The sequence below is a fragment of the Vulcanimicrobium alpinum genome, from assembly GCF_027923555.1.
Classification (GTDB): Bacteria; Vulcanimicrobiota; Vulcanimicrobiia; order Vulcanimicrobiales; family Vulcanimicrobiaceae; genus Vulcanimicrobium; species Vulcanimicrobium alpinum.
The window spans coordinates 35,017-58,741 of the sequence record NZ_AP025523.1 but is presented as its reverse complement, the minus strand read 5'-3'; the positions used below and the strand labels follow the sequence as shown (position 1 = coordinate 58,741).

The 23,725-nt window shown below is 70.0% G+C and carries 23 protein-coding genes; 9 read left to right on the top strand and 14 right to left on the bottom strand.

The window, feature by feature from the left end; genetic code table 11:
• Window positions 1-2 precede the first annotated feature (2 nt).
• The 5 genes from rodA to WPS_RS00230 all read right to left on the bottom strand — a co-directional run bounded on the left by rodA (window position 3) and on the right by WPS_RS00230 (window position 4,331).
• Entirely contained in the window at window positions 3-1,124 is a 1,122-nt protein-coding gene (gene rodA, locus WPS_RS00250) for a rod shape-determining protein RodA (protein WP_317995865.1), read from the bottom strand.
• A 71-nt stretch (window positions 1,125-1,195) separates the two neighbouring features.
• On the bottom strand, window positions 1,196-1,864 hold the full coding sequence (gene minE / locus WPS_RS00245) for a cell division topological specificity factor MinE (RefSeq protein WP_317995864.1): 669 nt from the start codon (window positions 1,862-1,864) through the stop codon (window positions 1,196-1,198).
• Window positions 1,864-2,697, bottom strand: coding sequence for a septum site-determining protein MinD (minD, locus tag WPS_RS00240; protein WP_317995863.1), 834 nt, complete (start codon window positions 2,695-2,697; stop codon window positions 1,864-1,866). Before minD (WPS_RS00240) ends, minE begins: the two co-directional genes overlap by 1 nt.
• Window positions 2,698-2,703: 6 nt before the next feature.
• Window positions 2,704-3,489 carry a septum site-determining protein MinD gene (minD, locus tag WPS_RS00235; RefSeq protein ID WP_317995862.1) on the bottom strand — a complete coding sequence of 262 codons (786 nt, stop codon included), beginning with the start codon at window positions 3,487-3,489 and terminating at the stop codon, window positions 2,704-2,706.
• On the bottom strand, window positions 3,486-4,331 hold the full coding sequence (locus WPS_RS00230; protein ID WP_317995861.1) for a septum site-determining protein MinC: 846 nt from the start codon (window positions 4,329-4,331) through the stop codon (window positions 3,486-3,488). Before WPS_RS00230 ends, minD (WPS_RS00235) begins: the two co-directional genes overlap by 4 nt.
• A 245-nt stretch (window positions 4,332-4,576) precedes the next feature.
• Here WPS_RS00230 and WPS_RS00225 point away from each other — a divergent pair, with 245 nt between their 5' ends.
• The 6 genes from WPS_RS00225 (at window position 4,577) to cysC (ending at window position 11,906) form a co-directional block, all read left to right on the top strand.
• Window positions 4,577-6,550, top strand: coding sequence for a M48 family metalloprotease (locus WPS_RS00225; RefSeq protein ID WP_317995860.1), 1,974 nt, complete (start codon window positions 4,577-4,579; stop codon window positions 6,548-6,550).
• Between the two features lie 32 nt (window positions 6,551-6,582).
• Entirely contained in the window at window positions 6,583-7,578 is a 996-nt protein-coding gene (locus tag WPS_RS00220) for a hypothetical protein (RefSeq protein ID WP_317995859.1), read from the top strand.
• A 314-nt stretch (window positions 7,579-7,892) separates the two neighbouring features.
• Entirely contained in the window at window positions 7,893-8,456 is a 564-nt protein-coding gene (locus WPS_RS00215) for a phosphoadenylyl-sulfate reductase (protein WP_317995858.1), read from the top strand.
• Complete coding sequence (locus WPS_RS00210; protein WP_317995857.1) at window positions 8,420-9,256, top strand: sulfite exporter TauE/SafE family protein; 837 nt, start codon at window positions 8,420-8,422, stop codon at window positions 9,254-9,256. Before WPS_RS00215 ends, WPS_RS00210 begins: the two co-directional genes overlap by 37 nt.
• Window positions 9,253-10,059, top strand: a complete 807-nt coding sequence (gene cysD / locus WPS_RS00205) for a sulfate adenylyltransferase subunit CysD (RefSeq protein WP_317995856.1) — start codon at window positions 9,253-9,255, stop codon at window positions 10,057-10,059. Before WPS_RS00210 ends, cysD begins: the two co-directional genes overlap by 4 nt.
• Entirely contained in the window at window positions 10,059-11,906 is a 1,848-nt protein-coding gene (cysC, locus tag WPS_RS00200; RefSeq protein WP_317995855.1) for an adenylyl-sulfate kinase, read from the top strand. The genes cysD and cysC overlap by 1 nt, the downstream gene beginning before the upstream one ends.
• A gap of 13 nt (window positions 11,907-11,919) precedes the next feature.
• Here the strand turns inward: cysC and WPS_RS00195 are convergent, their stop codons facing one another.
• Window positions 11,920-12,645: an RDD family protein gene (locus WPS_RS00195; RefSeq protein WP_317995854.1), complete on the bottom strand. Its 726-nt coding sequence runs from the start codon at window positions 12,643-12,645 to the stop codon at window positions 11,920-11,922.
• A gap of 52 nt (window positions 12,646-12,697) precedes the next feature.
• Here WPS_RS00195 and WPS_RS00190 point away from each other — a divergent pair, with 52 nt between their 5' ends.
• Window positions 12,698-13,756, top strand: a complete 1,059-nt coding sequence (locus WPS_RS00190; RefSeq protein ID WP_317995853.1) for a stage II sporulation protein M — start codon at window positions 12,698-12,700, stop codon at window positions 13,754-13,756.
• Here the strand turns inward: WPS_RS00190 and WPS_RS00185 are convergent.
• From WPS_RS00185 to WPS_RS00165, 5 genes are read right to left on the bottom strand one after another with little or no spacing between them, the layout of a single operon-like run.
• Entirely contained in the window at window positions 13,655-14,962 is a 1,308-nt protein-coding gene (locus WPS_RS00185) for a DUF58 domain-containing protein (protein WP_317995852.1), read from the bottom strand. The genes WPS_RS00190 and WPS_RS00185 overlap by 102 nt on opposite strands.
• Window position 14,963: 1 nt before the next feature.
• The gene (locus WPS_RS00180; protein ID WP_317995851.1) at window positions 14,964-15,926 is read right to left on the bottom strand and encodes an AAA family ATPase; all 963 of its coding nucleotides are present in this window, start codon (window positions 15,924-15,926) and stop codon (window positions 14,964-14,966) included.
• Complete coding sequence (locus WPS_RS00175; RefSeq protein ID WP_317995850.1) at window positions 15,850-17,001, bottom strand: DUF4350 domain-containing protein; 1,152 nt, start codon at window positions 16,999-17,001, stop codon at window positions 15,850-15,852. Before WPS_RS00175 ends, WPS_RS00180 begins: the two co-directional genes overlap by 77 nt.
• Window positions 16,998-17,612, bottom strand: a complete 615-nt coding sequence (locus tag WPS_RS00170; protein WP_317995849.1) for a DUF1700 domain-containing protein — start codon at window positions 17,610-17,612, stop codon at window positions 16,998-17,000. The genes WPS_RS00175 and WPS_RS00170 overlap by 4 nt, the downstream gene beginning before the upstream one ends.
• Before the next feature lie 16 nt (window positions 17,613-17,628).
• Complete coding sequence (locus tag WPS_RS00165; protein WP_317995848.1) at window positions 17,629-18,522, bottom strand: hypothetical protein; 894 nt, start codon at window positions 18,520-18,522, stop codon at window positions 17,629-17,631.
• Window positions 18,523-18,620: 98 nt separating this feature from the next.
• Here WPS_RS00165 and WPS_RS00160 point away from each other — a divergent pair, with 98 nt between their 5' ends.
• Window positions 18,621-19,253 (top strand): MOSC domain-containing protein, encoded by a 633-nt coding sequence (locus WPS_RS00160; protein WP_317995847.1) that lies wholly within the window; start codon window positions 18,621-18,623, stop codon window positions 19,251-19,253.
• A gap of 4 nt (window positions 19,254-19,257) precedes the next feature.
• On the opposite strand, the gene recR is transcribed toward WPS_RS00160, so the two are convergent.
• From recR to dnaX, 3 genes are read right to left on the bottom strand one after another with little or no spacing between them, the layout of a single operon-like run.
• Window positions 19,258-19,848: a recombination mediator RecR gene (gene recR / locus WPS_RS00155; RefSeq protein ID WP_317997578.1), complete on the bottom strand. Its 591-nt coding sequence runs from the start codon at window positions 19,846-19,848 to the stop codon at window positions 19,258-19,260.
• Between the two features lie 16 nt (window positions 19,849-19,864).
• On the bottom strand, window positions 19,865-20,170 hold the full coding sequence (locus tag WPS_RS00150) for a YbaB/EbfC family nucleoid-associated protein (RefSeq protein ID WP_317995846.1): 306 nt from the start codon (window positions 20,168-20,170) through the stop codon (window positions 19,865-19,867).
• A gap of 34 nt (window positions 20,171-20,204) precedes the next feature.
• Window positions 20,205-21,866: a DNA polymerase III subunit gamma/tau gene (gene dnaX / locus WPS_RS00145; protein ID WP_317995845.1), complete on the bottom strand. Its 1,662-nt coding sequence runs from the start codon at window positions 21,864-21,866 to the stop codon at window positions 20,205-20,207.
• 205 nt (window positions 21,867-22,071) lie between these two features.
• Between dnaX and WPS_RS00140 the strand changes: the two genes are divergently transcribed.
• Window positions 22,072-23,703: a RecQ family ATP-dependent DNA helicase gene (locus WPS_RS00140; protein ID WP_317995844.1), complete on the top strand. Its 1,632-nt coding sequence runs from the start codon at window positions 22,072-22,074 to the stop codon at window positions 23,701-23,703.
• Window positions 23,704-23,725 lie beyond the last annotated feature (22 nt).

Below are 23,725 nucleotides of genomic sequence, written 5' to 3'. Positions count from 1 at the left end.
GTTCAGGCGCGGCGCACGGTGCTGTCGCCGAAGACCAGCTTGTCCTTCTGCAGCACGATGTTGAGCAGCATTCCGACCGCGATGTAGTCGGTCATCAGCGCGCTGCCGCCATACGACATGAACGGCAGCGGAATTCCGGTGATGGGCATGATCCCGATCGTCATCCCGACGTTGACGACAATGTGAAAGGCGAGCATCGCGACGAGCCCGACGGAGAGCAGGACGCCGAACCGGTCCTTCGCCGCGAACACCGAGCGCATCGCGAAGCCGATTGTTGCGGCGTACAGCGCGAGGAGCAGGGCGGCACCGACGAATCCCGTCTCTTCGCCGACCGCGGTGAAGATGAAATCGCGCGAGTTTTCCGGTACGAACGCGAGCTGCGTCTGCGTGCCGTGGAAGAGACCCTTGCCGAACCACTCGCCGCTGCCCACCGCGATCTTCGACTGGTTGAGGTTGTAGCCGACGCCTTGCGGATCGACCTTCGGATCGAGGAACACGGTAAGGCGCGCGCGCTGGAACGGCTTGAGGATCTTCTCGCTGGTGAGAACGTACGCTGCGGCCGCCGCGACGCCGCCGACGTACAGCCCGAAATCGAAGAGGTTGGGGAGCCCGAAGTAGAGCTCGGCGGTGAAGATCGCCCCGATCACCAGCGTCGTCCCCAGATCGGGCTGCTTAAGGATGAGCACCGCGGGCACCGCAACGGCGACGAGCGGCAGCCACAGCTCCTGGATCTTGCGATAACTGCCCCGGCACAGCAGTGCGGCGATCGTGATCGCGAGAACGAGCTTCGCCGGCTCCGACGGCTGGAACGTGAACGATCCGATCTTGATCCAGCGCGCCGCGCCGAGCGCCTCGTGTCCCTTGAACGTGATGAACGCCAGCAGCCCCAGCGTCACCACGTACATCGGCAGCGCCCAGCGCCGCCACACGCGATAGTCGACGAACGCGACGCCGATCATCAGCACGATGCCGACCGCAGCGTAGAGCATTTGACTGCGCCATTCGCTCGCCGCGCTGCGGTCATGCAGCGTCGCCGAGCGAATGAAGACGATCCCGTACACCGTGGTGAGGATCGGAAGGATCGCGAGCGGCCAGTTGAACCGCGTGTACCAAGGACGTTCCAACGCGCTGCATCAGTTCGACGGCCGCGCGAAAACTCCGCACGCGCCGGCGCACTTCCGCGGCGCCGGTTCCGTTACGTCGGCTGCGGTCGCGGCAAGCCCGGCGGCTGATTCTGCGCGGCGTGCGCGGCTTTGCGTCGCCGCCGGCGCGTCGAGCCGCTCCCGTTCCCTGACGATTTCGACGAAGGCCCTCCGGCGGGCTTCGGTGCCGAGCCGTTTGCCGCTGAAGCGGACGATTTCGTGACGGCCGGCGCGGGCGTTTCGTGCGACGCCGTCTCGGGCGGCGCCGCCGGCGCTGCAGGTTCGCTGATCACCGCGGCAAGGGCCGCAATTCCGTCGCGCTGCGTCACGGCTTCCGCCACCGTCGCATTCGCCGTCGCCGGTTCCGGCGCCGCGGCGACCGCGGCGGCGCCGCCGACAGGCCCCAGCGACGGCGCGGGCGGCGGCTCCGGTGCCGCCGGGCGCGGCGGCTGCGGGGCCGGCGGCGTGCGCTTCTGCATCCCGAGGATCGGGATGTTCGCGAGCATCGCGACCGCCTTGTCCTGCTGCTCGAAGGAGACGTCGCAATTGGCGACGTCGACCTCGACGTAGCGCGAGATTACCTCGATCAGATCGTGCTTGAGCGCCTCGACGACATCGGGCGCGAGCGAGATGTGATCGGAGAGCAGGACGAGGCGCAGGCGTTCTTTCGCCGTCGCGCTCGAGGGTTTTTGGCCGAACAGCCGGTTGAAGAAATCAAACACTAGGAGCGGCTCCCGAAGAGCTTTTCGAAAAACGTTTTCTCGCGCGGAATCTCGGGCGCGGTGGTGAGCGTTCCGGCGATGCGCTGAGCGATCGCGCGATACGCGCTCCCCACCGGCGAGGCCGGATCGAGCGCGACCGGTTCGCCCTTGTTCGTCGAGACGATGACGTCGGGCGCGTCGGCGACGACGCCGAGCAGCGGCAGATGCAGGATCTCGTTCACGTCGTCGACCGAGAGCATCTTTCCCTTGCGAACGAGCGCCGGGCGCAGGCGGTTGACGATCAGCGAGACCTTGCGGCTGTCGCCGAGCAGACCGACGACGCGGTCGGCGTCGCGCACCGCGGCGACCTCCGGCGTGCAGACGACGATCGCTTCGTCGGCGCCGGCGATCGCGTTGACGAAGCCTTTCTCGATCCCGGCCGGACAGTCGACGAGCACGTAGTCGAAGCGCTCGCGCAGCGTATCGATCAGCGCGCGGAACCCATCGGTGTCGACGTCGTCCTTCTCGCGCGTCTGCGCGGCGGCGAGCAGCCGCAACGCCGGGACGCGCTTGTCGGTGACCAGGGCGTCGTCGAGCGTCGCGTTCTGCTCGAGCACGTCGAGCACGTGGTGGCGAACGCGCGCTTCGAGCCCCAGCACGATGTCGAGATTGCGCAGCCCGACGTCGGCGTCGACCAGCACGACGGCGGCACCGGCGGCAGCGAGAGCGGCGCCGACGTTGGCGGTCGTCGTCGTTTTTCCGACGCCGCCTTTCCCGCTGGTGACGACGATCGCGCGGCCCCGCTTCTTGGGGACCGGCGCGTCGGCGGGTTCGGGGATCACGTCGTTGAGCATGCGCGCTCATCCCGCCTTTCCGAAGAGGCGTTCGAAGAAACCCGGCGGCTGCAGGTCGGTGAAGGGCACCAGCTCGCCTTCGAGACGGCGCGCGACCTTGCCGTAGATCGCGCCCAGGCGCGAGTCAGGGTTGAGCACGAGCGGCTCGCCGCGATTTGCGGTATCGACGACTTCCTCGTCGTCGGGGACGATGCCGAGCAGTTCGGCGGAGAGGATATCGGTGACGTCGTCGACGGAGAGCATGTCGCCGCTGCGCACCATCTCGGGACGGATGCGGTTGACGATCAGGCGCAGCGGGAGACCGCGCTCGTTGAGCTTCCCGATGACGCGGTCGGCATCGCGGATCGCCGACACTTCGGGCGTCGTGACGACGATCGCCTCGGTGGCGCCGGCGATCGCGTTGCGGAAGCCGTGCTCGATCCCGGCCGGGCAGTCGATCAGCACGTAGTCGAACATCTCGCCGAGCTGGGTGACGACGTCGGCGAACTGCAGTTCGGTGATCGCGGTCTTGTCGCGCGTCTGCGCCGCCGGCAGGATCGAAAGGTTTTCGAGCCGCTTGTCCTTGATCAGCGCCTGCCGCAGCTGACAGCGGCCTTCGACGACCTCGACCAGATCGAAGACGATCCGCTTCTCGACGCCCAGCACGAGGTCGAGGTTGCGCAGCCCGATGTCCGCGTCGACCAGCACGACCTGCTTGCCGCGCATCGCCAGCGCGGCTCCCAGATTCGCCGTCGTCGTCGTCTTCCCGACTCCGCCCTTACCGGACGTCAACACGATGCGCCGTGCGCTCATACGATGGTCTCCTTTCGCAGGTCGGCTTCCGCGAACGGGACGACGACGATGCGTTCGTCGACGATCGAGGCGTGTTCGGGGCCGCGTTTGACGCGGTCGCTGCCGCTGGTTGCGATGACGGTGGCGATGCGCAATTGCGTCGGTGCGAGCTCGAGCGCGATCACGCGCGCGCCGCGGTCGCCCTGCGCGCCCGCGTGCGCGACGCCGCGCAGCGCGCCGAAGACGACGATGTCGCCCGACGCGACGAGCTCCGCACCCGGATTCACGTCGCCGATGACGACCAGGTTGCCGAGGTTGTGGAGTGCCTGGCCGCCGCGCAGGGTGCCGCGGTGGTAGAGCGTCGAGATGCCGACCGGAACCGGCCGGGGCGGCTGCGGGATCGCGACGCCGGCCGACGCGACCGCCGTCGCCGGTCCCGCGCTCGCCGGCGGGCTCTGGCGCCGGCGCACCATGTCGGCGCGCGCGCCCGCGAAGTCGGCGATGAGCGAGCGGGCTTCGTCGGAGAGGCGCACTTCGCGCTGATGCCGCTGGCGCGGCAGGGCCGCGACTTCTGTTGCCTGTGCCGTCCCCAGGTAGGCCAAGTCGAGTTCGGCGACCGCGCCCGCGATCGATTCGAGTCCGGTCACGCCGTCGAGGACGATCCCGTACTCGGCGAGGACGTCGCGAAACGCGGCGATCTCGAACGCCGCCGGCTCGAGCGCGCCGAGGTTTGCGACGGCGCGGCTGCCGCGGTAGAAGTCGGGCCGCTCGGCAAACTGTGCGCGCAGTTCCTCGCTCGCCGCGGCGAGCGCGCGATCGACGGCGATCTCCAAATTGCGGCCGCGGCCGCGCACGGAGCTCATCGGCTTCTTCCCGGCATCATGATCCGCGGCGCTTCCCACGCCGGGCGGAACCGGCCCTGCGCCTTCCACACCGATTGCACAAGAAGGTGCGCTTGTCCACAAGCATTCCTCAGAAACGTCTGCTATCGGTGGAGAGTCCGGGGGATCGCACGTCGAACGTGAAGTCCCCGGCGCAGACCGGAGCCGCCTTCGAGGACGCCCCTATGCTCTTCCGCCGCTGTGCCGTCATCGCGCTCATGCTAGCGATGGTGAGTGCCAGCATCCCGGCACCCGCGCTCGCCTTGCCGACCTCGACCGAGGTCCAGATCGGCAAGCAGTACGACAAGCAGATCACCGACGCGAACGTGATCGTCACCGATCCGTTGCTCAATCAATGGGTCGGCGAGATCTCGAACAAGATCTGGTCGCAGACCGCGCGCAAAGACATTCCGTACTCGATCAAGATCATCGATCAGTCGGACATCAACGCGTTCTCGACGCTGGGCGGCTACATCTACATCAACGAGGGCACGATCGACTTCGTGCAGTCCGACGACGAACTCGCGCACGTGATCGGTCACGAAACCGGGCACATCGAACGGCGCCACGCCGTCACCGCGAACAACAAGGCGTCGATTCTCAACGTGCTCTTCGGGATCGGTTCGCTGTTCTCGCCGATCCTGTACCGCTTCGGGCAGCTGATCCAGGCCGGCGCGCTGGCGCGCATCTCGCGCGACGACGAAAACGAGGCCGACAAGTACGGGCTGATGCTGATGACGCGCGCCGGCTACGATCCCGATGCCGCGCTCACGTTCATGGCGCACCTCGGAGCGACCGAAAAAGACGCCCGCGGCGCGCTCGACAAATATCTCGCCGATCACCCCGGAACGCAGAAGCGCATCGCCAACCTCAAAGGCGATCCCGAACTCAACCCGGCGCTGCGAACCGACGAACAGCGCCAGGCGCAGGCGATCCACGACCTCGACACCGCGCGCTACGCGATCGCCGCGCGCAAGTTCGCCGACATCCTCGGACGCAAGCCCGACGATTCGACGGCGCGCTTCGATCTGGGCGAAGCGCAGCTCGCGCTCGGCCAAGTCTCGAAAGGCGAACAGAACCTCGCCGCGGCCGCCGAGAAGGTCTCGCCGCAGGCCAAGACGCTCGCGGACGTGCGGATCAAAGGCCTGCGCGACGCCGAACGACGGCTGAACCTCCTGCACCCGGATCTGCGGCCGCTGCGCGATCAGTTCGCCACGGCGCAGGCCAACGAGACACAGGCCGGCGCGGCGATCGCGACCCGCCGCCAAGAAGGGCTCAACCAGCTCAAAGCGATCAACTCGCGGATCGAGAACATCGTCTACGGAATCCCCGATTTCTCGCGCGTCCAGCCTCGCAAGGACTCGCGCCTGGAGACGCTGCTGCACAACGTCACGCTGATGTCGAAGTCGCTCGACGTCGCGACCGGAAAAAGTTCGGAGACGATCGGCGGCGTCGGCTCGCTCGAACGCAACAAAGAAGGCGGCCTGCTCAAAGAAAACAGCGACCTCCTCGCCGAGCTCGGCGCGCCGCTGAAGCTCGACGCGCCGCCGCCGCAAGCGCTCGCGACGTTCCCGTCGTACCAGCGCCTCTTCACCTCGATCGGCGCCGCCGACGCCGACATGGTGCGCGGCGTCGACGCCGCACGGGCCGCGCTCGCGCTGCTCGACGTCGGCGCGGGCGATCTCGACACGTTCGTGCGCGAACTGCAGCACGTCTCGCTCGACGGTTCCGGCGACATCGCGCTCTCGGACTATCACCGCATCGAGCCGACGATGACCAAGGCGGTCGATTCGCTCAACAAGGCCGCGGTCGGCGCGACCCAGGCCTCGCAGCTCTACAACATGGCGCGCGCGCGGCAGCTGCAGACGCGCATCGACATGCTCGGCCTGCAAGAGTCGCCCGACCGGTATGCGACCTTCCAGCACGCGCTCAACGTCCGCTTCCACACCAAGGGCGTCGACTACGATCAGCTCGCGCGGGGCGATCTCACCCCCGGCGAGGTCGCCGCCGCCGTGATCGTCGGCGCCGACACCAACGCCGCGCCGCAGGCAATCATCGCCGAGTCGAAGAGCACCGGGAAGCCGATCGTCGACCTCGCCAACGCGCGCGGGATGTACGCGCAGTCGCTCGAGATCTTCCTCGGCTTGGTCTACCTCGACTACATGGACGATCCGGTCAAGGAAGCGCTCGGCCGGACGTAACCCCGGTGGGCTTCCACGGGTAGGAGCGCAATGTGAATCCCGCCTCTGCCGCCGCGGTCTTCGAACGCCTGCGCGGGTCGCTCAACATCGGGGCGGTCCACGCGGGCGCCCGCCGTCCGTTCAAGTTCTTTCTGTACGGCGACCCGGCGCTCGTGAGCGACCTGCGGGGCGTACTCCTCGCCGGATACGAAGGCGACACCATCCCGCCTGAGGCGGCGGCGGCGCTCGAGACGCTCGACACCGAGCGGAACGTCGACGCGTTCGATGCACGTGCGATCCTGGTCTGCGCACGGCCCGGCGACCGCGAGGCGATGCGGCTCGACCGGCTCGCGGCGCTCAAGCTGCCGATTCTGTACGTCGTCGTCGATCCCGCGGCGACCGCGACCTCGGGCCCGGTGCAAGCGCCGGCGTCGGCGACGGTCGAAGAGTACGTCGTCGACCGCATGGACTACGACGCGCTGCGCGGACGCGTGCTCCCGCATCTCATCGACTGCTGCCGCGGGATCGAAGTCGCCGTCGGACGGCAACTCCCCGCGCTGCGCGACACCGTCTCCGCAAAGCTCACCCGAGACGCGTCGCTCAACTCGCTCAAAGTCGCGGGCGCGAGCGCCGTCGTCGATCACGTCCCCGTGCTGGGCGTCGTGCTCGGCGCGTTCGCATCGGCCGGCGACATGATGGCGATCACCGGGATTCAGATGACGCTCATGCTCAACATCGGCGCGACCTACGGCCGCGATCCGGATTTCAACCAGTTGTGGGAACTGCTGCCGGTGGTCGGCGGCGGTTTCGGCTGGCGCGCGCTCGCTCGCGAGCTTTCGGGCTTCATCCCCGTCGGCGGGATCATCATCAAGGCCGCGATCGCGTATGCGGGGACCGCGGTCGTCGGCGAAGGCGTCTCGTACTACTATCGCCACGGCCGCCAGATGGGCGTCGAAGACGCGTCGCGCGTGTACGACGACGCGAAGAGCGCGGCGACGGCGTTCGCACGCGATCTGTTCGCGCGCGTCCGGCGCAACGGCAAGGATTGACGGCCGCGCGCGCCTCGTGGTGGGGTCCCGGGACATGATCTCGCTCGCCGTCCGCGCATGTGCCTCCTGTCTCCGCATCGATCCCGATACGGCGTAGATTCGCGCGCGCTCGACAACGACGTGCTGGAAGCCTCGCCGAACGGCGGGGCTTTTTTTTGTTGCTCTTCGTCACCGGGCCGCCGTGCCGGTTCATGAAAGGCTCGTGTGAATATCACCGCCCGCGGCGCGATCGAAAGCGCCGAACGCGCCATCCGCCGAACGCTGCGCGAGCATGCTCCGACCGCACTCGCCTGTTCGTTCGGGGCCCGTCCGGGATGGTGCTGCTCGATATGACGATGCGCGTCGATCCGCACGTGCCGGTGTTCTATCTCGACACGGGTTTGCTGTTCGACGAGGTGCGCGCGCTGACCGCACGCGCTCGCGAACGCTACGGGATCGACCCGATCGCGATGACACCCGCGCAATCGCTTGACGAGCAGGCGGAGCGCTACGGCGCGGCACTGTGGGAGCGCGACCCCGATCTCTGCTGCGCGTTGCGCAAGGTCGAGCCGTACCGCGCCTTCATGCGCGGCTACGCCGCGTGGCTGACCGGGATCCGGCGGACGCAGTCGGCGGTGCGGCGCGAGGTGGCGCCGATGAGCGTCGATGACGATGGTATCACCAAGGTGAGTCCGCTCTTCGATTGGACCGACGACGACATCGAGCAGTACGTCGCGGCATACGACGTCCCGGTGAACGCGCTGCACGCCCAGGGGTACCCGGGCGTCGGCTGCGTCCCGTGCACGCGGGCGGTCGCGCCCGGGGAAGACGCGCGCGCCCGGCGGTGGGTCGCGAAGACGGAGTGCGGCCTGCACGTCCGCACCGCGGCGGCCCGCTGATGGATCCGCGCGTGACGCTGGCCGGGTTTGCGGTCGGGATCGTCTCGGGGATGTCGGGGATCGGCGGGAGCTCGCTCCTCGCGCCGCTGCTGATCCTGGTCGTGGGGGTCCCGCCGACGGTCGCTGTCGGGACCGACCTGGTGTACAGCGTGCCGATGAAGCTGATCGCGGCGTTCGGGCACCTACGTCAGGGGACGGTCGATCGCGAGGTGGTGCGGCGCCTGAGCATCGGCGGCGTGCCGGGGACGCTGGCGGGGCTGCTGGCGTTCTGGCTGTTCCGCGCGCACGCCGGCGTCGCGCAGGTCGACCGGTTCGAGCGGCATGCGATCGGGATCGTGATCCTCGCGGCAGCGGCGTCGGCGCTGGTGCTGATGGCGGTGCGGCGGCTGCGTTTCGGCGACCGCAGCGTGAACGGGGACGATGCGGGGCGGCGCTTCGACAAGCTCGGCGCGACGGGGATCGGCGTGACGGGGATCGGCGCGGTCGTGGGGTTTCTGGTGGCGCTGACGTCGATCGGGTCGGGGTCGATGACGTTGCCGCTGCTGCTGCTGGCGCTGCCGGCGCTGGGGCTGCGGTCGCTGATCGGCTCGGAGATCGTGTTCGGTGCGGTGATCGTGCCGATCGCGGCGGTCGGACACACCGCCTTCGCGACGGTCGATTGGCGGCTCGCGCTCGCGCTCGCCGCCGGCGCCGTGCCGGGTGCGCTCGTCGGCGTGCGGCTGTGCGGCGTGCTCAACGTCGGCCTCTTGCGGCCCGCCGTGATGTGCGCGCTCGCCTACGCGGGAATGAAACTGCTATGACGAACGAAACCGCCGATCTCGATCAGCTCGAGCACGCGGCGATCGCGATCATCCGCGAAGCGTACGCGACGCTGCGGCCTCTGGCGATGCTGTGGTCGATGGGGAAAGATTCGACCGCGCTCCTGTGGCTGGTGCGCAAGGCGCTCTACGGCGAGGTCCCGTTTCCGCTCGTCCAGCTCGATACCGAACTCGAGCTCGACGAAGTCTACGCGTTTCGCGACCGGCTCGCGCGCGAGTGGGCGCTTGATCTGCGCGTCGAGCTGTGCCCGCCTGAAGCCGAGATGGATCCGACGCTCCCGCCGGCGACGCGCGCCGCGGCGCGCAAAACCGAAGGCCTGAAGAACTACCTGCAGCGCGAGAACGCGCAGGGTATCATCGTGGGGATCCGCCGCGACGAACAGGCGACGCGCGCGAAGGAACGCATCTTCAGCCCGCGTTCGGTCGGCGGCACCTGGGACGTGCGCGCGCAGCCGCCGGAACTGTGGGGCTACTACGCGACCGACGTTCCGCACGGCGCGCACGTGCGCGTCCACCCGCTGCTGCACTGGACCGAACTCGACGTGTGGCGCTACACGCAGCGCGAGACCATCCCCTACGTCGACCTCTATCTCGCGCGCGGCGGGATGCGCTACCGTTCGCTCGGCGAGCGGAACATCACCGTCCCGATCCGCAGCGATGCCGCGTCGCTCGACGAGATCATCGCCGAGCTGGCCGCGACGCGCGAGCCCGAACGCGCCGGCCGCGTGATGGACAACGAAAGCGAAGACTCCTTCGAGCGGCTCCGCGCCGCGGGGTACATGTAGTGCAGACGGAATCGCCGCCGCTTGCGGCGGCAACCGCGACCCAGGTCGCGCGGATCGTCGTCGCCGGTCACGTCGACCACGGCAAATCGACCCTGATCGGGCGGCTGATGTATGATCTCGGCCTGCTGCACCAGTCGAAGATCGACGACGTCGTCGCGGCGAGTTCGCGGCGCGGCGTCGCCCCCGAATGGTCGTACGTGCTCGACTCGCTGCAGGAAGAGCGCGATCAGGCGGTCACGATCGACACGACGCGCATCTGGTTCACGCACCGGCAGCGCCGCTATACGATCATCGACGCGCCCGGCCACCGGCAGTTTCTCGCCAACATGCTCAGCGGGGCGTCCGAAGCCGACGCGGCGATTCTGGTCGTCGATGCGGCCGCCGGGATCGGCGAGCAGACGCTGCGCCACGCGTACCTGCTGGCGTTTCTCGGCATCCGACATGTGATCGTGGCGCTCAACAAGATCGATCTGCTCGACGATGCGCGCGTGCGCTACGGCGAGTTGAGCGCACAACTGCGCGACGCACTGCGCCGCACGCCGCCGGTCGCCGTGATCCCGGTGAGCGCGAGCCGCGGCGACAACGTCGCCGCCCGCGCCGCGACCACGCCGTGGTACGACGGGCCGACGATCGTCGATGCGCTCGAGGCCGTGCGCCGCGTCGCGCCGCCGGTACAGCGGCCGCTGCGAATCGCGGTGCAGGACGTCTACCGCCGCGACGGCGCGCGGATCGTCGCCGGGACCGTCGCCGGCGGTACCGTCGCCTCCGGCGATCCGCTCGTGCTGCTCCCCGCCGACGTCCCGGTCGTCGCGCACCGCCTGGTCCGCTGGCCGGACGGCGACGTCGCCGGCGCCGCCGCGGGGGAGACGATCGGCGTCGTGCTCGACGGCGAACGCTTCGCCGGCCGCGGCGACGTGCTCGCACCGCCGCTCGATCGCCCGCAGGTCGCGCAGCGCCTCGTTCTGGAGATGTTCTGGGTCGACGTGCGCGGGCCGCTGCAGAACGAACGCCTCCGTCTCAAGCGCGGGACGCAGGACGTGCCGGTCGTCGTCGACGGGACGCCGTCGGCGTACGACATCGAGGAGGCGCGCACGCTCGGCGCCGCCGGCGACGCCCAGCACAACATCGTGACCCTGCAGGTGCGCGCGACGTCGCCCGTCGTTTTCGACCGCCGCGCCGACGACCCGCACGGAGCGCGCTGCGTGCTCCTGCGCGGCAGCCGCGTCGCCGCGATCGGGTTCACCATCGACGCCGCCGACGCGAGCGGCGACGGCGGCGGGCCGGTGACGCTCGTCGAACGCGAACGCCGCTCGGGCCGGCGCGCCGCGATCGTGTGGCTGACCGGCCTCTCCGGCGCCGGCAAATCGACGCTCGCGCGCGCGGCCGAACGCGAATTGTTCGAACGCGGCATCGCGGTGAGCGTCGTCGACGGCGATCTCCTCCGCTCGACGCTGAACACCGATCTCGCCTTCTCCGATGAGGATCGCGCCGAGAGCGTGCGGCGCGCCGCGGCAGTCGCCGGAATCCTCGCCGAGACGGGGCACGTCGTCATCGTCTCGCTGATCTCGCCGTTCGTATCGGATCGCGCGCGGGCGCGCGACGCGGCGCGTCATCCGTTCTACGAGGTGTACGTGAACGCTCCGCTGGCGACGTGCGAAGCGCGCGACCCCAAAGGGCTCTACCGGCGCGCGCGCGAGGGTGCGATCCGCTCCTTCACCGGGATCGATTCACCGTACGAGCCGCCGGCATCGCCCGATCTCGAACTGCGCACCGATACGCTGAGCGTTCCGGAAGCGGCGGCGGAACTCGTCGCGTTCGTCGACGGCGTCACCGCACCGTCACGCTGAGCAGGTGACGAGGCTAGCGCGACGCGAGAAACTCGAGCAGCGACTCGTCGTCGAGGTTCGCGTACGAGGCGGCGAGCGTCGGGCGGACGCGGTCCGCGATCTGCGTCGCCAGGCGCATGCGCGCGTGCGGCTCGAGCGACGCGCGGCGCGCCAGGAAGCGTTCGACGAGCACGCGGTCGGCGTCGGCGAGGCCGGTGTCGCTGCGCACGGGACGCGCGAGATAGGCATCGAGATCGGCGGCCGTTTCACCGCGATCGCGCACCACGATCGTCCCCGCGGCGAAGTCGCCCAGCCGTTTGTTCTCCTTCGAAAGCAGCGCGCTGACCGCGGAGATTGCGTAGAACCCTAGGCCCAATTCGATCAGCCTGACGAGGTTGCGGATCACCGCCGCGCCGGGATCGATCGGGAAGCCGCCGTCGCGCACGACGCGCAGGCCCAGCGCGCGCTTCCCCGGCGTCCGCCCCGACCACCAGATCTCGAAGATGATGAACCACCCGATGAACAGCGCGAAGAGGCCGAAGACGCCGGCGGCGATCAGCCACGCTTCGAGATACGGCGAGCGCGGCAGCACGCGCGCGATTCCGGAGGAGAGAAACCCGAACAGCAGCGCGAGCGCGGTCAGGATGAGGATCTGCGCGAGCCCGTCGACCATGACGGCCAGAAACCGGCTTCCCAGGCCGGCGAGTTCGTACCGGATGGCGACGGCTTCGCCCGTGCGGACGTCCACAGTGCGCAGCATGCGCCGGTATTGGCGGACGGAACGCGTTCTACCCGGGGCGAAACCATGGCCGATGCGGGAGCGGCGATTCGTTGCGGCACGGCGCGCGACGTGGGATCGGCTAGCGGCGCTGGTCGCAAAGGCGTCAGGGCGCGGCGTGCGCGCGCTCTCGCCGCAGGAGCTCGACGAGCTGGCGCTGACCTATCGCGCCGCGACCAGCGATCTTGCGATCGCGCGCACGCGCGGCGAAGACCCGGCGATCCTCGACCATCTCAACCTGCTCACCGCGCGCGCCCACGCCGTCGTCTACGTCGCCACCGCGCGTTCGGGGTGGGGACGAATCCGCGAGTTCGTCGTGCGCGGTTTCCCCGCCGAAGTGCATCGCTCGTGGCGCCCGATCGGCTTCTGCGTCGCGCTGACGATCGTCTCGGCGCTGGTCGCGTTCGGTTCGGTGTGGAGCGATCCGGCGAACGCGCACGCGCTGCTGCCGGGGATGGAACTGCCGCCGGTGACCAAGGCGCTGCACGACAGCAACTTCGGGTTCGACCGCGCGTTCTCGCCCGCGGTCGCCTCGGAGATCATCACCAACAACGTGCGCGTCGCGGCGATCGCGTTCGCGGGCGGCATCACCGCGGGGATCCTCACCGGCTGGATCATCCTCACCAACGGATTGATGGTCGGCGTGCTCGGCGCGCTGTATCAGAAGGCCGGCTTCGGCCCGGATTTCTGGGCGACGATCGCACCGCACGGCGTGATCGAGCTGACCGCGATCCAGATCGCCGGCGGCGCCGGGCTGCTGCTGGCGGCGGGCTACCTGCGACCGGGCCGCCTGCGGCGCGGTGAAGCGCTCGTCAACGCCGCGCGCCGCGCCGCGACGCTCGTCATCGGCGTCGCGATGCTGCTGTGCGTGGCGGGGACGATCGAAGGGTTCATCTCGCCGCAGCGGCTGTCGATCCCGCTGCGCGGCGCGATCGGCGCGGCGACGGCGATCGCGCTGTTCGTCTACCTGTACGCCGGCGGGCGGCGGCGCTCAGAGCAGGCCGCGGGTCTTGACGCCGACGTACGCGTCGAGCAGCGCGACGGTGAGCTCGGCGGCGGGGACGTCGACGACCAGCATGCCGCGATCGCGTAGCGTCGCGATCGCGTGCGCGCGCTCGTCGGCGAGCGTCGCCGCCACCGCCGCGCGGTAGGCGTCGTCGGCGTCGCGCGGCCGCGCGCGCAGCGCGGCGGCGATCGCCGCGTCGTTCATCAGCACGACGAGCACGAGATGACGCGGCTGCAGGAGCTGCGCCGCGGCGAGCACGGCTTGCGATGCCGCCGGATCGAACAGATCGGTGAACAGCACGACGAGGCTGCGCCGGCGCAGCGAGCGGCGGAGATCGAGAAACGCGCGCTCGTAATCGGATTCTTCGAACTGCGGCTCGAGGTCGGAGAGCACATCGGTGAGCTGCGCCGCGTGCGCCGCGCCGCTCGCGGGGAGGACGCGCGCGATCGGCCGCGCGGCGAAGGCGTACACGCCGACACGGTCGGCCGCGAGCCGCGCGATCGCCGCGATCGCGAGCGCGGCCGAGACGGCGTAGTCGAGCTTGCAGCGGTCGCCCAGCCGCGGCGACATGAGCCGGCCGGCGTCGATCGCGACGACGATCTGCTGCGCGCGCTCGACGTCGTGCGTCGCGACCATCGCCTTGCCGCGCCGCGCCGACGCCTTCCAATCGATCGCGCGAAAGCTGTCGTCGGGACCGTACTCGCGCAGGCTCGCGAACTCGCCGCCCTGGCCGCGGCGCCGCAGCCGGCGCAGACCGGTTTCCAGCAGCTTCGTGCGCGCGACCAGGTCGCCGCTGCGGTCGAGCGCGGAGAGGTCGGGCATCACGCGCAGGTTCGCCGGCGCGGCGAACGCGCGGCGCCGTTCGACGATGCCGAGCGTCGTGCGGAGACGCACGTGGAACGAACGCAGCGCCGTGCGGCCGCGTTCGCGCGCCACGACGCCGACCCGCAGCGCCGTGCGCGAGCGCGGCGCGACGATCGCGCGCGCTTCGGCGAGATCGATCGCCAGGCGCGGCGCCGGCGCCTCCACCAGCGCGATCGCAAGCGCCGCGTCGCCGCGGTTGACCACCTGATACGCAAACGCGTCGCGCCGCCCGAGCGCGAGGCGCGGCGGCGGATCGCGCTCGATCGTCAGCTGCCCGCGCAGACGCAGCGCGTCGACGAACGCGAGGGCGCCGAACGCGGCGAGCGCGATCGCGCCGGCGAGCGGCCACGGCTCGCGAAGCGCGAGCACGAACGCGAGGTGCGCCGCCGCGAGCAGCGCCGCGACGCCCCGCGGCGCGATCCAAAGCACGCTACTTCTCGGGCGCGGGGACCGCGGCGAGGACGCGCGCGATGACGTCGTCGGCGCTGGTTCCGTCCAGCTCCGCCTCGGGGCGGACGATGATGCGATGCGCGAGGACGATCGCCGCGACGTCCTTCACGTCGTCGGGGGTCGCGAACGTCCGTCCGTCGATTAGCGCCGCGGCCTGCGTTGCGGCGAGCAGCGCGAGCGCAGCGCGCGGGCTCGCGCCGAGCGCGACGTCGGCGGCGGCGCGCGTCGCGGCGACGATATCGTAGAGATAGCCCTGCAACGACTCGGCGACGTGGGTCGAGCGCGCCGCGCGCTGCGCGGCGAGGAGTTCGTCGCGCGAGACGACGGCGACGACGCCGGCGCCCGCAAGGTCGTGCGCGTCGAACCCGTTCGCCGCGCGCGCGATCAGCGCGCGCTCCTCGGCGGGCGCGGGATACCCCGTGCGCACGCGCACCAGAAAGCGGTCGAGCTGCGCTTCGGGGAGCGGATACGTCCCCTCGAACTCGACCGGGTTCTGCGTCGCGCAGACGATGAACGGCGCGGGAAGCTCGTGGGTGGTGCCGTCGATCGTCACCCGACGCTCCTCCATCGCCTCGAGGAGCGCGGCTTGCGTCTTCGGCGGCGTCCGGTTGATCTCGTCGGCGAGCAGGACATTAGTGAACACCGGGCCGCGGCGCAGCGAGAACGTCGCGCTGCGCTGATCGAAGACGGTCGTGCCGACGACGTCCGACGGCATCAAGTCGGGGGTGAACTGGATGCGCGCGTAGTCGATGCCGAGCAGCCGCGCGAGGACGCGGACGGTCAGCGTTTTCGCCGTTCCGGGGACGCCTTCGATCAGCGCGTGGCCGCCGGCCAGCAGCGCGGCGAGCAGTGCGAAGCTTGCGCGTTCACCGCCGACGACGACGCGCGAGAGCCCCTCGCGCAAACGTTCGGCCGGAGTCGTCTGAGGCGTTGCGTCCTGCACGGATGGTCTCCTCACGGGTGGTGCGGGCGAGAGCGGCGACGGCGACGAGCGTCGCGTCGTCGGGGACGGCGGAGCGCGCGGCCCGGGCGACGCGTTCGCCGAGCGCGCGGCTTTCCGCCGTGCGCGGGGCACGGTCGAGGTTGCGCCGCGCATCGCCGACGAGCGCGTCGCGCGCGTGCTCGCGCGCCCGTGCGCGCCCGTACAGCGCGGCGACCGCATCGACGAATTCCGCCGAGGTCGGTTCGCGCGGCGCGCGTGCGCGCACCGGCGGACCCAGCGGAAAGAATCCGTACAGCAGCCAGAAGACGCCCGCGAGGGCGGCGATCCCCAGCGCGAGGAGCTGCGGCGCAGTGAGCGCGCGATACCAGGCGCGCTCGTCGACGGCGCCGCGCACCGCCTCGTCGAACGCGACGATCCCGCCGGGATGACGCGGCTGCGCGACCAGGTAGGCCAGCCGCGCGGCGTCGCCCGCGGCGAGCCGGCGGTTCTCGAACGCGGCGCGCGCGGTCACGCTCACCACGTCGCCGCGTCCTTCGCGGTAGCGCACCGCCAAGAGACCGGCACGGTCGGCAAGCAGGGTCTCGATCCGGTGGTGCTTGCGTGCGACGATCCGGAACGGATCGCGCGACACGAGCGAAACGACCGCGGCGCTCCACGGACCGCGCAGGGCCGACGTGCCGTTCACCGGCACGCCGGCGATCGGTTCGTCGTTCGCGTCGTTGCGCCGCGTCGGCGGCGTGATGCCGACGTCGATCAAGCGGCCGCCGCCGCGAATCCACGCGCGCAGCGCCGCCCGTTCGGCGGCGTTCCAAAAAACGGGCGCGCCGTCGTCGGGGAACGCGACGATCAGCGTGTCGATCCCGCTCTCCGGCAGGGCGTCGTGATGCGCGTGAAAGCGCTGTGGCTTCAACCCTTCGCGCGCGAGCAGATCGTACCAGGCGCGATAGCCGCCGAACGCATAGTCGTCGCTCGCGTGCGTCGCGTACGCCGGCGGCTGAGGACCGCGCGCGGTGAGCAGCGAGATCGCGATGACGGCGGCGATCGCCGCAACCGCCACGGCGAGATCGGGCTTCACGCGATCACCTGGTCGTACGACGCGTCCATGCGCTCGACGAGCGCCGCGTCGGCGCCGCGATCGCCGAAGAGCGCGACGACCGCGTCGCGCGCGAACGCATCGAATGCCGGGCGGGAGACGACCCGCCGCCACTCACCGGGCGTACGCGCCGCATCGTAGCGGACGGCGCCGCGTTCGTCGAGCGCGCGCAGCGCGGAGGCCCAGAGGAGCGCCGCCGCGTCGCGGCAGCGTCCCGCCGCCGCCGCCGCGCGCGCCTGCACGCGCAGGGCCCGCGCATCGCCTTCGGCCGCCAGCGCCTGCGAGACGTCGCCCTGCGTCGCGCGCGCGCGCAGCCGCGCCACCGCCGGGCGCGCGAAGTACGCGACGACCGCGATGAGAAACGCGACCGCGGCGACCAGGACGACGATCCCGATCAGGCCGCTCACCGCCGGGTTCCCCAGCATGTGATTCAGCGGATCGGTCAGGTTGTTCCACCACGCGCGCAGCGCGTCGAAGGCGAGCTCGATCCACGATTTCGGCGCCGGACCCTGCTGCGCCGTGCGGTAGCGCGCACCGGCGACGATCTCGCGCGCGAGCGTGCGCGGATCGCCGTGCGGCCAGGGCGGAATCATCGCGTGCGCTGCGCGATCATACCGCCGGCGACTGCGTGAGCGAGAGCAGATCGATCCCTTCGCGGCGGACGCGCACGTCGACGGCGTAGACGATCACGAAGGCGATGACGAGCCCGTCGAGCAGCACCTGGCCGAGGCCGAGCACCACGTAGTACAGCGCGCCGATGTGGGTGAGCGCGGTCAGCAGGCCGCCGACGGCGACCAGCGGGATCGTACCGCCTTCGGTGACGGCGAGCGCGACCAGCCCGCCGACGACGGTGCGCCACAACGTCGCGCGCGCGAACACGCTGCGCAGGGAGGTCGAGATCGCGGTAACCGGGTTGGGCTCATTGGTGGCGACGGCGACCGTCGCGAGCTGGTACGCCATGAAGACGAACGCACCGGCGATCACCACGACCCCGAGCACGACGATCGCCGCGATCACGCCGAGAATCGCGGCGGCGACGATCAGTTTCAGCGCGATGAGCGCACCGACGACGACGAACGCCAAAATGTACGCGATGAAGAGCGGGACGAACATGGTCCCGCCGATGATCGCGAACGCCAGGCCGACGAGCAATTGCGCGAACCAGCGCCGAAGGCCGACGGCGTACGCTTCCTGCAGCGTCATCGTGCGGCCGGCATACGCGGCGGCGGCGTACGCCGCCGCCGCCGTCCACATCAGCAGCCGCGTCGCGAACGACGCCAGCAGGACGAACGCGAGCGATCCGCCCGAGGCCGAGTCGCGTTGGAGCGCCTGCGCGGCGGTGCGCGCAGCCGAGGTGCCGGGGCCCGCGCCGAACAGCGCGCCGATGTCGGTAAAGACGCGACCCTGACCCGGGGCGAGGACGGCACTGAGGATCATGAGCGGTGCGATCGCAACCGCGAGCACCGCGACCATGGGGACGAAGCGGCTGACGAACAGCGTCACCGCGCAATCCAGAATCTCCCCGGCACCCAACGGGCGTAGCTCGCCGCTCTGCACGCCGCGAAAGCGTTCGCGCGGCCGCGACGCGAATCCCCGGACGCATGCAGGCCGGCACGCTCGCCGCCATCTGGCGTTATCCCGTCAAAGCGCTTCGCGCCGAACCGCTCGCCGCAGCGGCGATCCTCGCCGACGGCCTCGAGGGCGATCGCACGGCGGCGCTCGTCGTGCAGACGCCCGATCATACCCGCGCCGGCAAGCCGTTTCGCGGCAAGGAGTCGCCCCGGCTGCATCTCACCGCCGACCCGCAGACGGCGATCGCCGAGGCCGCCGGCGCACGCGTCGGGATCGCGCTCGACCGCACGCAGCCGCGCTGGTTCGACGCGCGGCCCGTCTCGGTGCTGTTCGATCTGTGGGTGCGCGACGTCGAGGCGCTGGTCGGCGACGCGCTCGATCCGCTGCGCTGGCGTCCGAACCTCTTCGTCACCGCGGCGCCGTCGTTCGCGCTGCGCGAACCGCAGCTCGTCGGCGCGGCACTGCAATGCGGCGCCGTCGCGCTACGCGTCGTCGACACGATCGACCGCTGCGTCACCCCGAACTACGACGTCGTCACCGGAGAAAGCGATGCGCGCGTGCTGCGTGAGGTCGCGCAGCAGCGCGGCAACGTCGTCGGCGTCTACTGCGAGGTCGTGACGCCCGGAACCGTGCGGGCCGGCGACGCCGTCACGCTGGGCTGAGCGATCAGAGCGTGCGGCGGCCTTCGATCGCGCGCGCCAGCGTGTTCTCGTCGGCGTAGTCGAGGTCGCCGCCGATCGGCAGGCCGTAGGCGAGCCGGGTGACGTTGACGCCGCTGGGCGCCAGCAGACGCGAGAGGTACAGCGCCGTCGCCTCGCCCTCGGCGTTCGGGTTCGTCGCGACGACGATCTCCGCGGGCCGCTCCGCCGCGACGCGGTCGACGAGCTCGCGCACGCGCAGTTGCGACGGGCCGATCCCGTCCATCGGCGAGATCAGCCCGCCGAGCACGTGATAGCGGCCGTTGAACGCCGACGTGCGTTCGATCGCGAAGACGTCCTTCGCTTCGGCGACGACGCAGATCAGCGTGCCGTCGCGGCGCGGGTCGGCGCAGATCTCGCACGGATCGTCTTCGGTGATCGAGAAGCAGCGCGAACACAAACGCACGCGCGCCTTGAGCGCGACGATCGCGTCGGCGAGCGCGTCGGCGTCGGCACGCGGCCGGTTGAGCAGGTGAAACACCAGCCGCGCCGCGGTTTTCGGGCCGATCGTCGGAAGTTTGCTGAACTCGTTGATCAGCGCTTGAACGGGGCCCGCGATCGTTGTGGCGATGGCGTCACATCCCGGGGATCTTGAGGCCGCCGGTGAGCGCGCCCATCTTCTGCGAGCTGAGCGCCTGCACTTTGCCCAGCGCGTCGTTGAGCGCGACGACGAGCAGGTCTTCGAGCGTCTCGACGTCGTCGGGGTCGACGGCGTCCGGCTTGATCGTCACCTTCTTCACCTGGAACTCGCCGGTGATCCCGACGGTGACCAGGCCGCCCGATGCGCTGCCCTCCACCACCGTGTTCGCGAGCTCTTCTTGGATGCGCGCCATCTCTTGCTGCATTTTGCGCATCTGCTGCATCATCTGGGCCTGATTCATCGGGTTCGTTCCGTCCTCGCGAACATCGGGGCGTTTAGGGAAGTTTCTCGAGCGCGTAGCGCATCAAGTCGTCGTGCTCGGCTTCGTCGTCGCCGCCGGAATCGCCGGTGGCGGACGGCGGCGACGCCTGGTTCAGCGCGACCCGCACCTCGAGCGCGCGGCCGGTGACGTCCGCGATCGCCTTCTTCACCGTGGGGAGGTCGCGCTTGAGCATGTCGGCGGCGATCGCGTCGGGCGCGTTGAGGGTGAGGGTGTCGCCGTCGAGCGCGGCGACGGCAGCCCGCGAGAGCCCGGCGCGCAGACTGCTCTTCTCGCCCTCGGCGCGCGTGCGGATGCTCTGCCAGAGCGTGCGCAGCTTCTGCAGGGAGAGGTCCATCGCCGGGACCGCCGGTTGCGGCACGGCCTGCTCGGGCGCGGGCGGGTGCGGCACCGCGGCGGGCGGCTGCGGCACCGCGGCGGCCGCGGGTGGGGACGGCGGATTGGCGACGGTCGTGCGCACGGGGGCCGGCTCCGCCCGCGGCGGCGGGGCGGGGGCGCGCTCGGCGGCCGAGTGCGGCAGGCCGGGCGCGCCGGATTCGAGGGCAGCGACGCGGGCGGCGAGTGCGTCGAGCGTCGGGTCTTCGCCCTGGAGAATGAAGCGCAGAAGCGCGCTTTCGATCTCGAGCCGCGCGTTGCCCGACGAGCGGGCGGCGGCGAGCGCCTCTCCGAGCAGGCGCAACGCGCGAACCAGGCGGGCCTGCGGCGTGGCGGCGGCGCGGCTGCGGGCAGCCGCAGCATCGTCCTCGGCCAGATCGCGGGCGAGCAGTTCGGGGTTGACCCGCGCGACCAGCAGGTGGCGGAACTCGGCGATCGTGCTGCGGATCAGTCCGGCCATGTCGGCGCCGCCGTCGGAGGCGTCGTCGACGATCCGCAGCGCCGCCGCGGCGTCGCCGTCGAGCGCGGCGTCGCGCAGGGCCCGCGCGAACTCGCGGCCGGTCTGCCCGAACGCGGCGTCGACCACCTCCGCGTCGACGGGGCCTCCGGCGAACGCCGCGACCTGCTCGAGCATCGTCAGCGCGTCGCGCAAGCCGCCGTCGGCGCGGTATGCGATCGCTCCCAGCGCGGCGTCGGCGATCGCGATCCCCTCGGCATCCGCGATCTCGCGCATCCGCGCGATCATCGTCGGGATCGCGATGCGCCGGAACGCATAGCGCTGACAGCGCGAGAGGATCGTCGGCGGCAGCGCTTCGGGCGCCGTCGTCGCAAGCACGAAGACCGCCCACTCCGGCGGCTCCTCCAGCGTTTTGAGAAACGCGTTTGCGCCTTCTTTGGTGAGCATGTGCGCTTCGTCGATGATGTAGACTTTGCTGCGCATCGTCGACGGCGCGAACTTCACCGCGTCGCGCAGCGCGCGGATCTCGTCGATCCCGCGGTTCGACGCCGCGTCGATCTCGAGCACGTCAAGCGCGGTGCCGTCGAGGATCGCGCGGCAGTTCTCGCACGTGTTGTCCGGGTGCGCCGTCGGCCCGTTCACGCACTCGATGCAGCGCGCAAGGATCTTCGCGGCCGAGGTCTTCCCCGAGCCGCGCGGGCCCGAGAAGAGGTAGGCGTGGGCGAGGCGGCCGGTCTCGAGCGCGGTGGTGAGGGTCTTGACCACGGCGTCCTGCCCGACCAGGTCGGCGAACGTCCGCGGCCGCCAAGTCCGGTACAGCGACACCCCCTGCCGATTCGGGACGTTCTGGACGGGTCCCGTCCGATTCGGAGGGCCGGCGGCAGCAACCAAACGCTCCCGCCGGAGCGTTTTAGGAGGTGCCGCGACGGGTACGCGGAGGGTGCGGCTTTTTCAGGCCGCGCGTCCGCTGTGTCTACAGCGCGACGTTCGTGTCGTCGGTTTTTGGCGAACCGGCACGAGGGAGACGGGGATGATCGACCTGCGCGCTGCGTTGCGCGAGAAGTTCGGTTACGAGCACTTCAACCCGGGACAGGAAGAAGTGATCTCGCGCGTCATGGACGGCGAAGACACGCTTGCGATCCTGGCGACGGGCGCCGGCAAATCGCTGTGTTACCAGCTCCCCGCACTGCTGCTCGACGGTACGACGATCGTCGTCTCGCCGCTGATCGCGTTGATGAAAGACCAGCTCGACATGCTGGCCGAACGAGGCGTGACGTCGACCGTCGCGCTCAACTCGACGCTTTCCGAAGATCAGGAGATCGCATCGATCGCGCGGATCGCGTCGGGCGCGATGAAGATCGTGTTCGTGACGCCGGAGAAACTCGAGGACGACGCGTTCGTCGCGATCCTGCGCACGCTGCAGATTCAACTCTTCGTCGTCGACGAAGCGCACTGCATCTCGCAGTGGGGTCACGATTTCCGCCCGGCGTACCTCAACCTCGGCAAGGTGATCACGCAGCTCGGCGATCCGACGGTGCTGGCGCTGACCGCGACCGCGACACCGGCGGTGCGCGAAGACATCCTGATCCAGCTCGGCATCCCGGCCGTCAAGCCGATCGTCAAAGGGTTCGACCGCCCCAACCTGCGCTACGTGGTGCGGCGCGCGGAGAACGAAGCCGGCAAGCTGAAGATGCTCAAGGATCTCTTCCTCAAGGGCGAGCTCGACGGCACCGGGATCGTCTACACGGCGACGATCAAGAACGCGCTCGAAGTGCAGAAATACCTGCACGACGAGCTCGGCCTGCCGGCCGCGGTCTATCACTCGAAACTGCAGAAGCACGATCGCACCGCGGTGCACGAACTCTTCATGCAGGAAGCGATCCGCGCGGTCGTCGCGACGAACGCGTTCGGGTTGGGGATCGACAAGCCGAACATCCGGTTCGTCGTGCACTACGATCTGCCGGGTTCGGTCGAAGCTTACACGCAGGAGGCCGGACGCGCCGGACGCGACGGCGATCTCTCGAAGTGCGTGCTCATCTATCGCATGAGCGATACGCGCGTGCAGAACTACTTCCTCACCGGCAAGTATCCCGATATCGAGGAAGTGCAGAAGGTCTTCGGCACGCTCGAGATCTTCGGCGAGCAGGAGGGCGGCGTCAGCCTCACCGACCTGCGCAAGATCACCCAACTCCCGTTGACGAAGCTCAAAGTGGTGCTGGCCCTGCTCAAGAAGGCGGGGTTCATCGAGAACGGGATGCGCTCGAAATACGTGATGACCGACGCCGCGCGCGAACAGCGCGAGATGGTGCTCAACCTCGCGAACTACGAAACGAAGAAGAAGTACGACCAGTCGAAGCTCGCGATGATGCTGCAGTACGCCGAGACGACCGGCTGCCGCCGCCGCTTCATCCTGAACTACTTCGGCGAGGACTTCGATCTGGAGACCTGCGGGCAATGCGACAACTGCCTGCAAGGGCATCGCGTGCAGAGCTCGTCGGGCTACCGCATCGCCGATGTGGTGTACCACGCGAAATTCGGGCAAGGCACGGTCGAGCGCGCCGAGAAAGACTTGGTCACCGTTCTGTTCCCGAACGTCGGGTACAAGACGCTCCTCGCGTCGGCCGTCTCGCGGGACGCTGACGGCGCGAAGAAGATCGCGTAACCCCGTCCCCTCGCCAAAGGAG

Excerpts from the sequence above, each read along its gene's own strand:
- WPS_RS00190 (WP_317995853.1), top strand. The coding sequence starts at position 12,698 with ATGCGGGAGCGGCGATTCGTTGCGGCACGGCGCGCGACGTGGGATCGG.
- WPS_RS00230 (WP_317995861.1), bottom strand. The coding sequence starts at position 4,331 with ATGAGCTCCGTGCGCGGCCGCGGCCGCAATTTGGAGATCGCCGTCGAT.
- cysD (WP_317995856.1), top strand. The coding sequence starts at position 9,253 with ATGACGAACGAAACCGCCGATCTCGATCAGCTCGAGCACGCGGCGATC.
- WPS_RS00140 (WP_317995844.1), top strand. The coding sequence starts at position 22,072 with ATGATCGACCTGCGCGCTGCGTTGCGCGAGAAGTTCGGTTACGAGCAC.
- WPS_RS00195 (WP_317995854.1), bottom strand. The coding sequence starts at position 12,645 with ATGCTGCGCACTGTGGACGTCCGCACGGGCGAAGCCGTCGCCATCCGG.
- WPS_RS00170 (WP_317995849.1), bottom strand. The coding sequence starts at position 17,612 with ATGATTCCGCCCTGGCCGCACGGCGATCCGCGCACGCTCGCGCGCGAG.
- minD (WP_317995862.1), bottom strand. The coding sequence starts at position 3,489 with ATGAGCGCACGGCGCATCGTGTTGACGTCCGGTAAGGGCGGAGTCGGG.
- WPS_RS00215 (WP_317995858.1), top strand. The coding sequence starts at position 7,893 with ATGGTGCTGCTCGATATGACGATGCGCGTCGATCCGCACGTGCCGGTG.
- WPS_RS00150 (WP_317995846.1), bottom strand. The coding sequence starts at position 20,170 with ATGAATCAGGCCCAGATGATGCAGCAGATGCGCAAAATGCAGCAAGAG.
- minD (WP_317995863.1), bottom strand. The coding sequence starts at position 2,697 with ATGCTCAACGACGTGATCCCCGAACCCGCCGACGCGCCGGTCCCCAAG.
- WPS_RS00160 (WP_317995847.1), top strand. The coding sequence starts at position 18,621 with ATGCAGGCCGGCACGCTCGCCGCCATCTGGCGTTATCCCGTCAAAGCG.
- WPS_RS00225 (WP_317995860.1), top strand. The coding sequence starts at position 4,577 with ATGGTGAGTGCCAGCATCCCGGCACCCGCGCTCGCCTTGCCGACCTCG.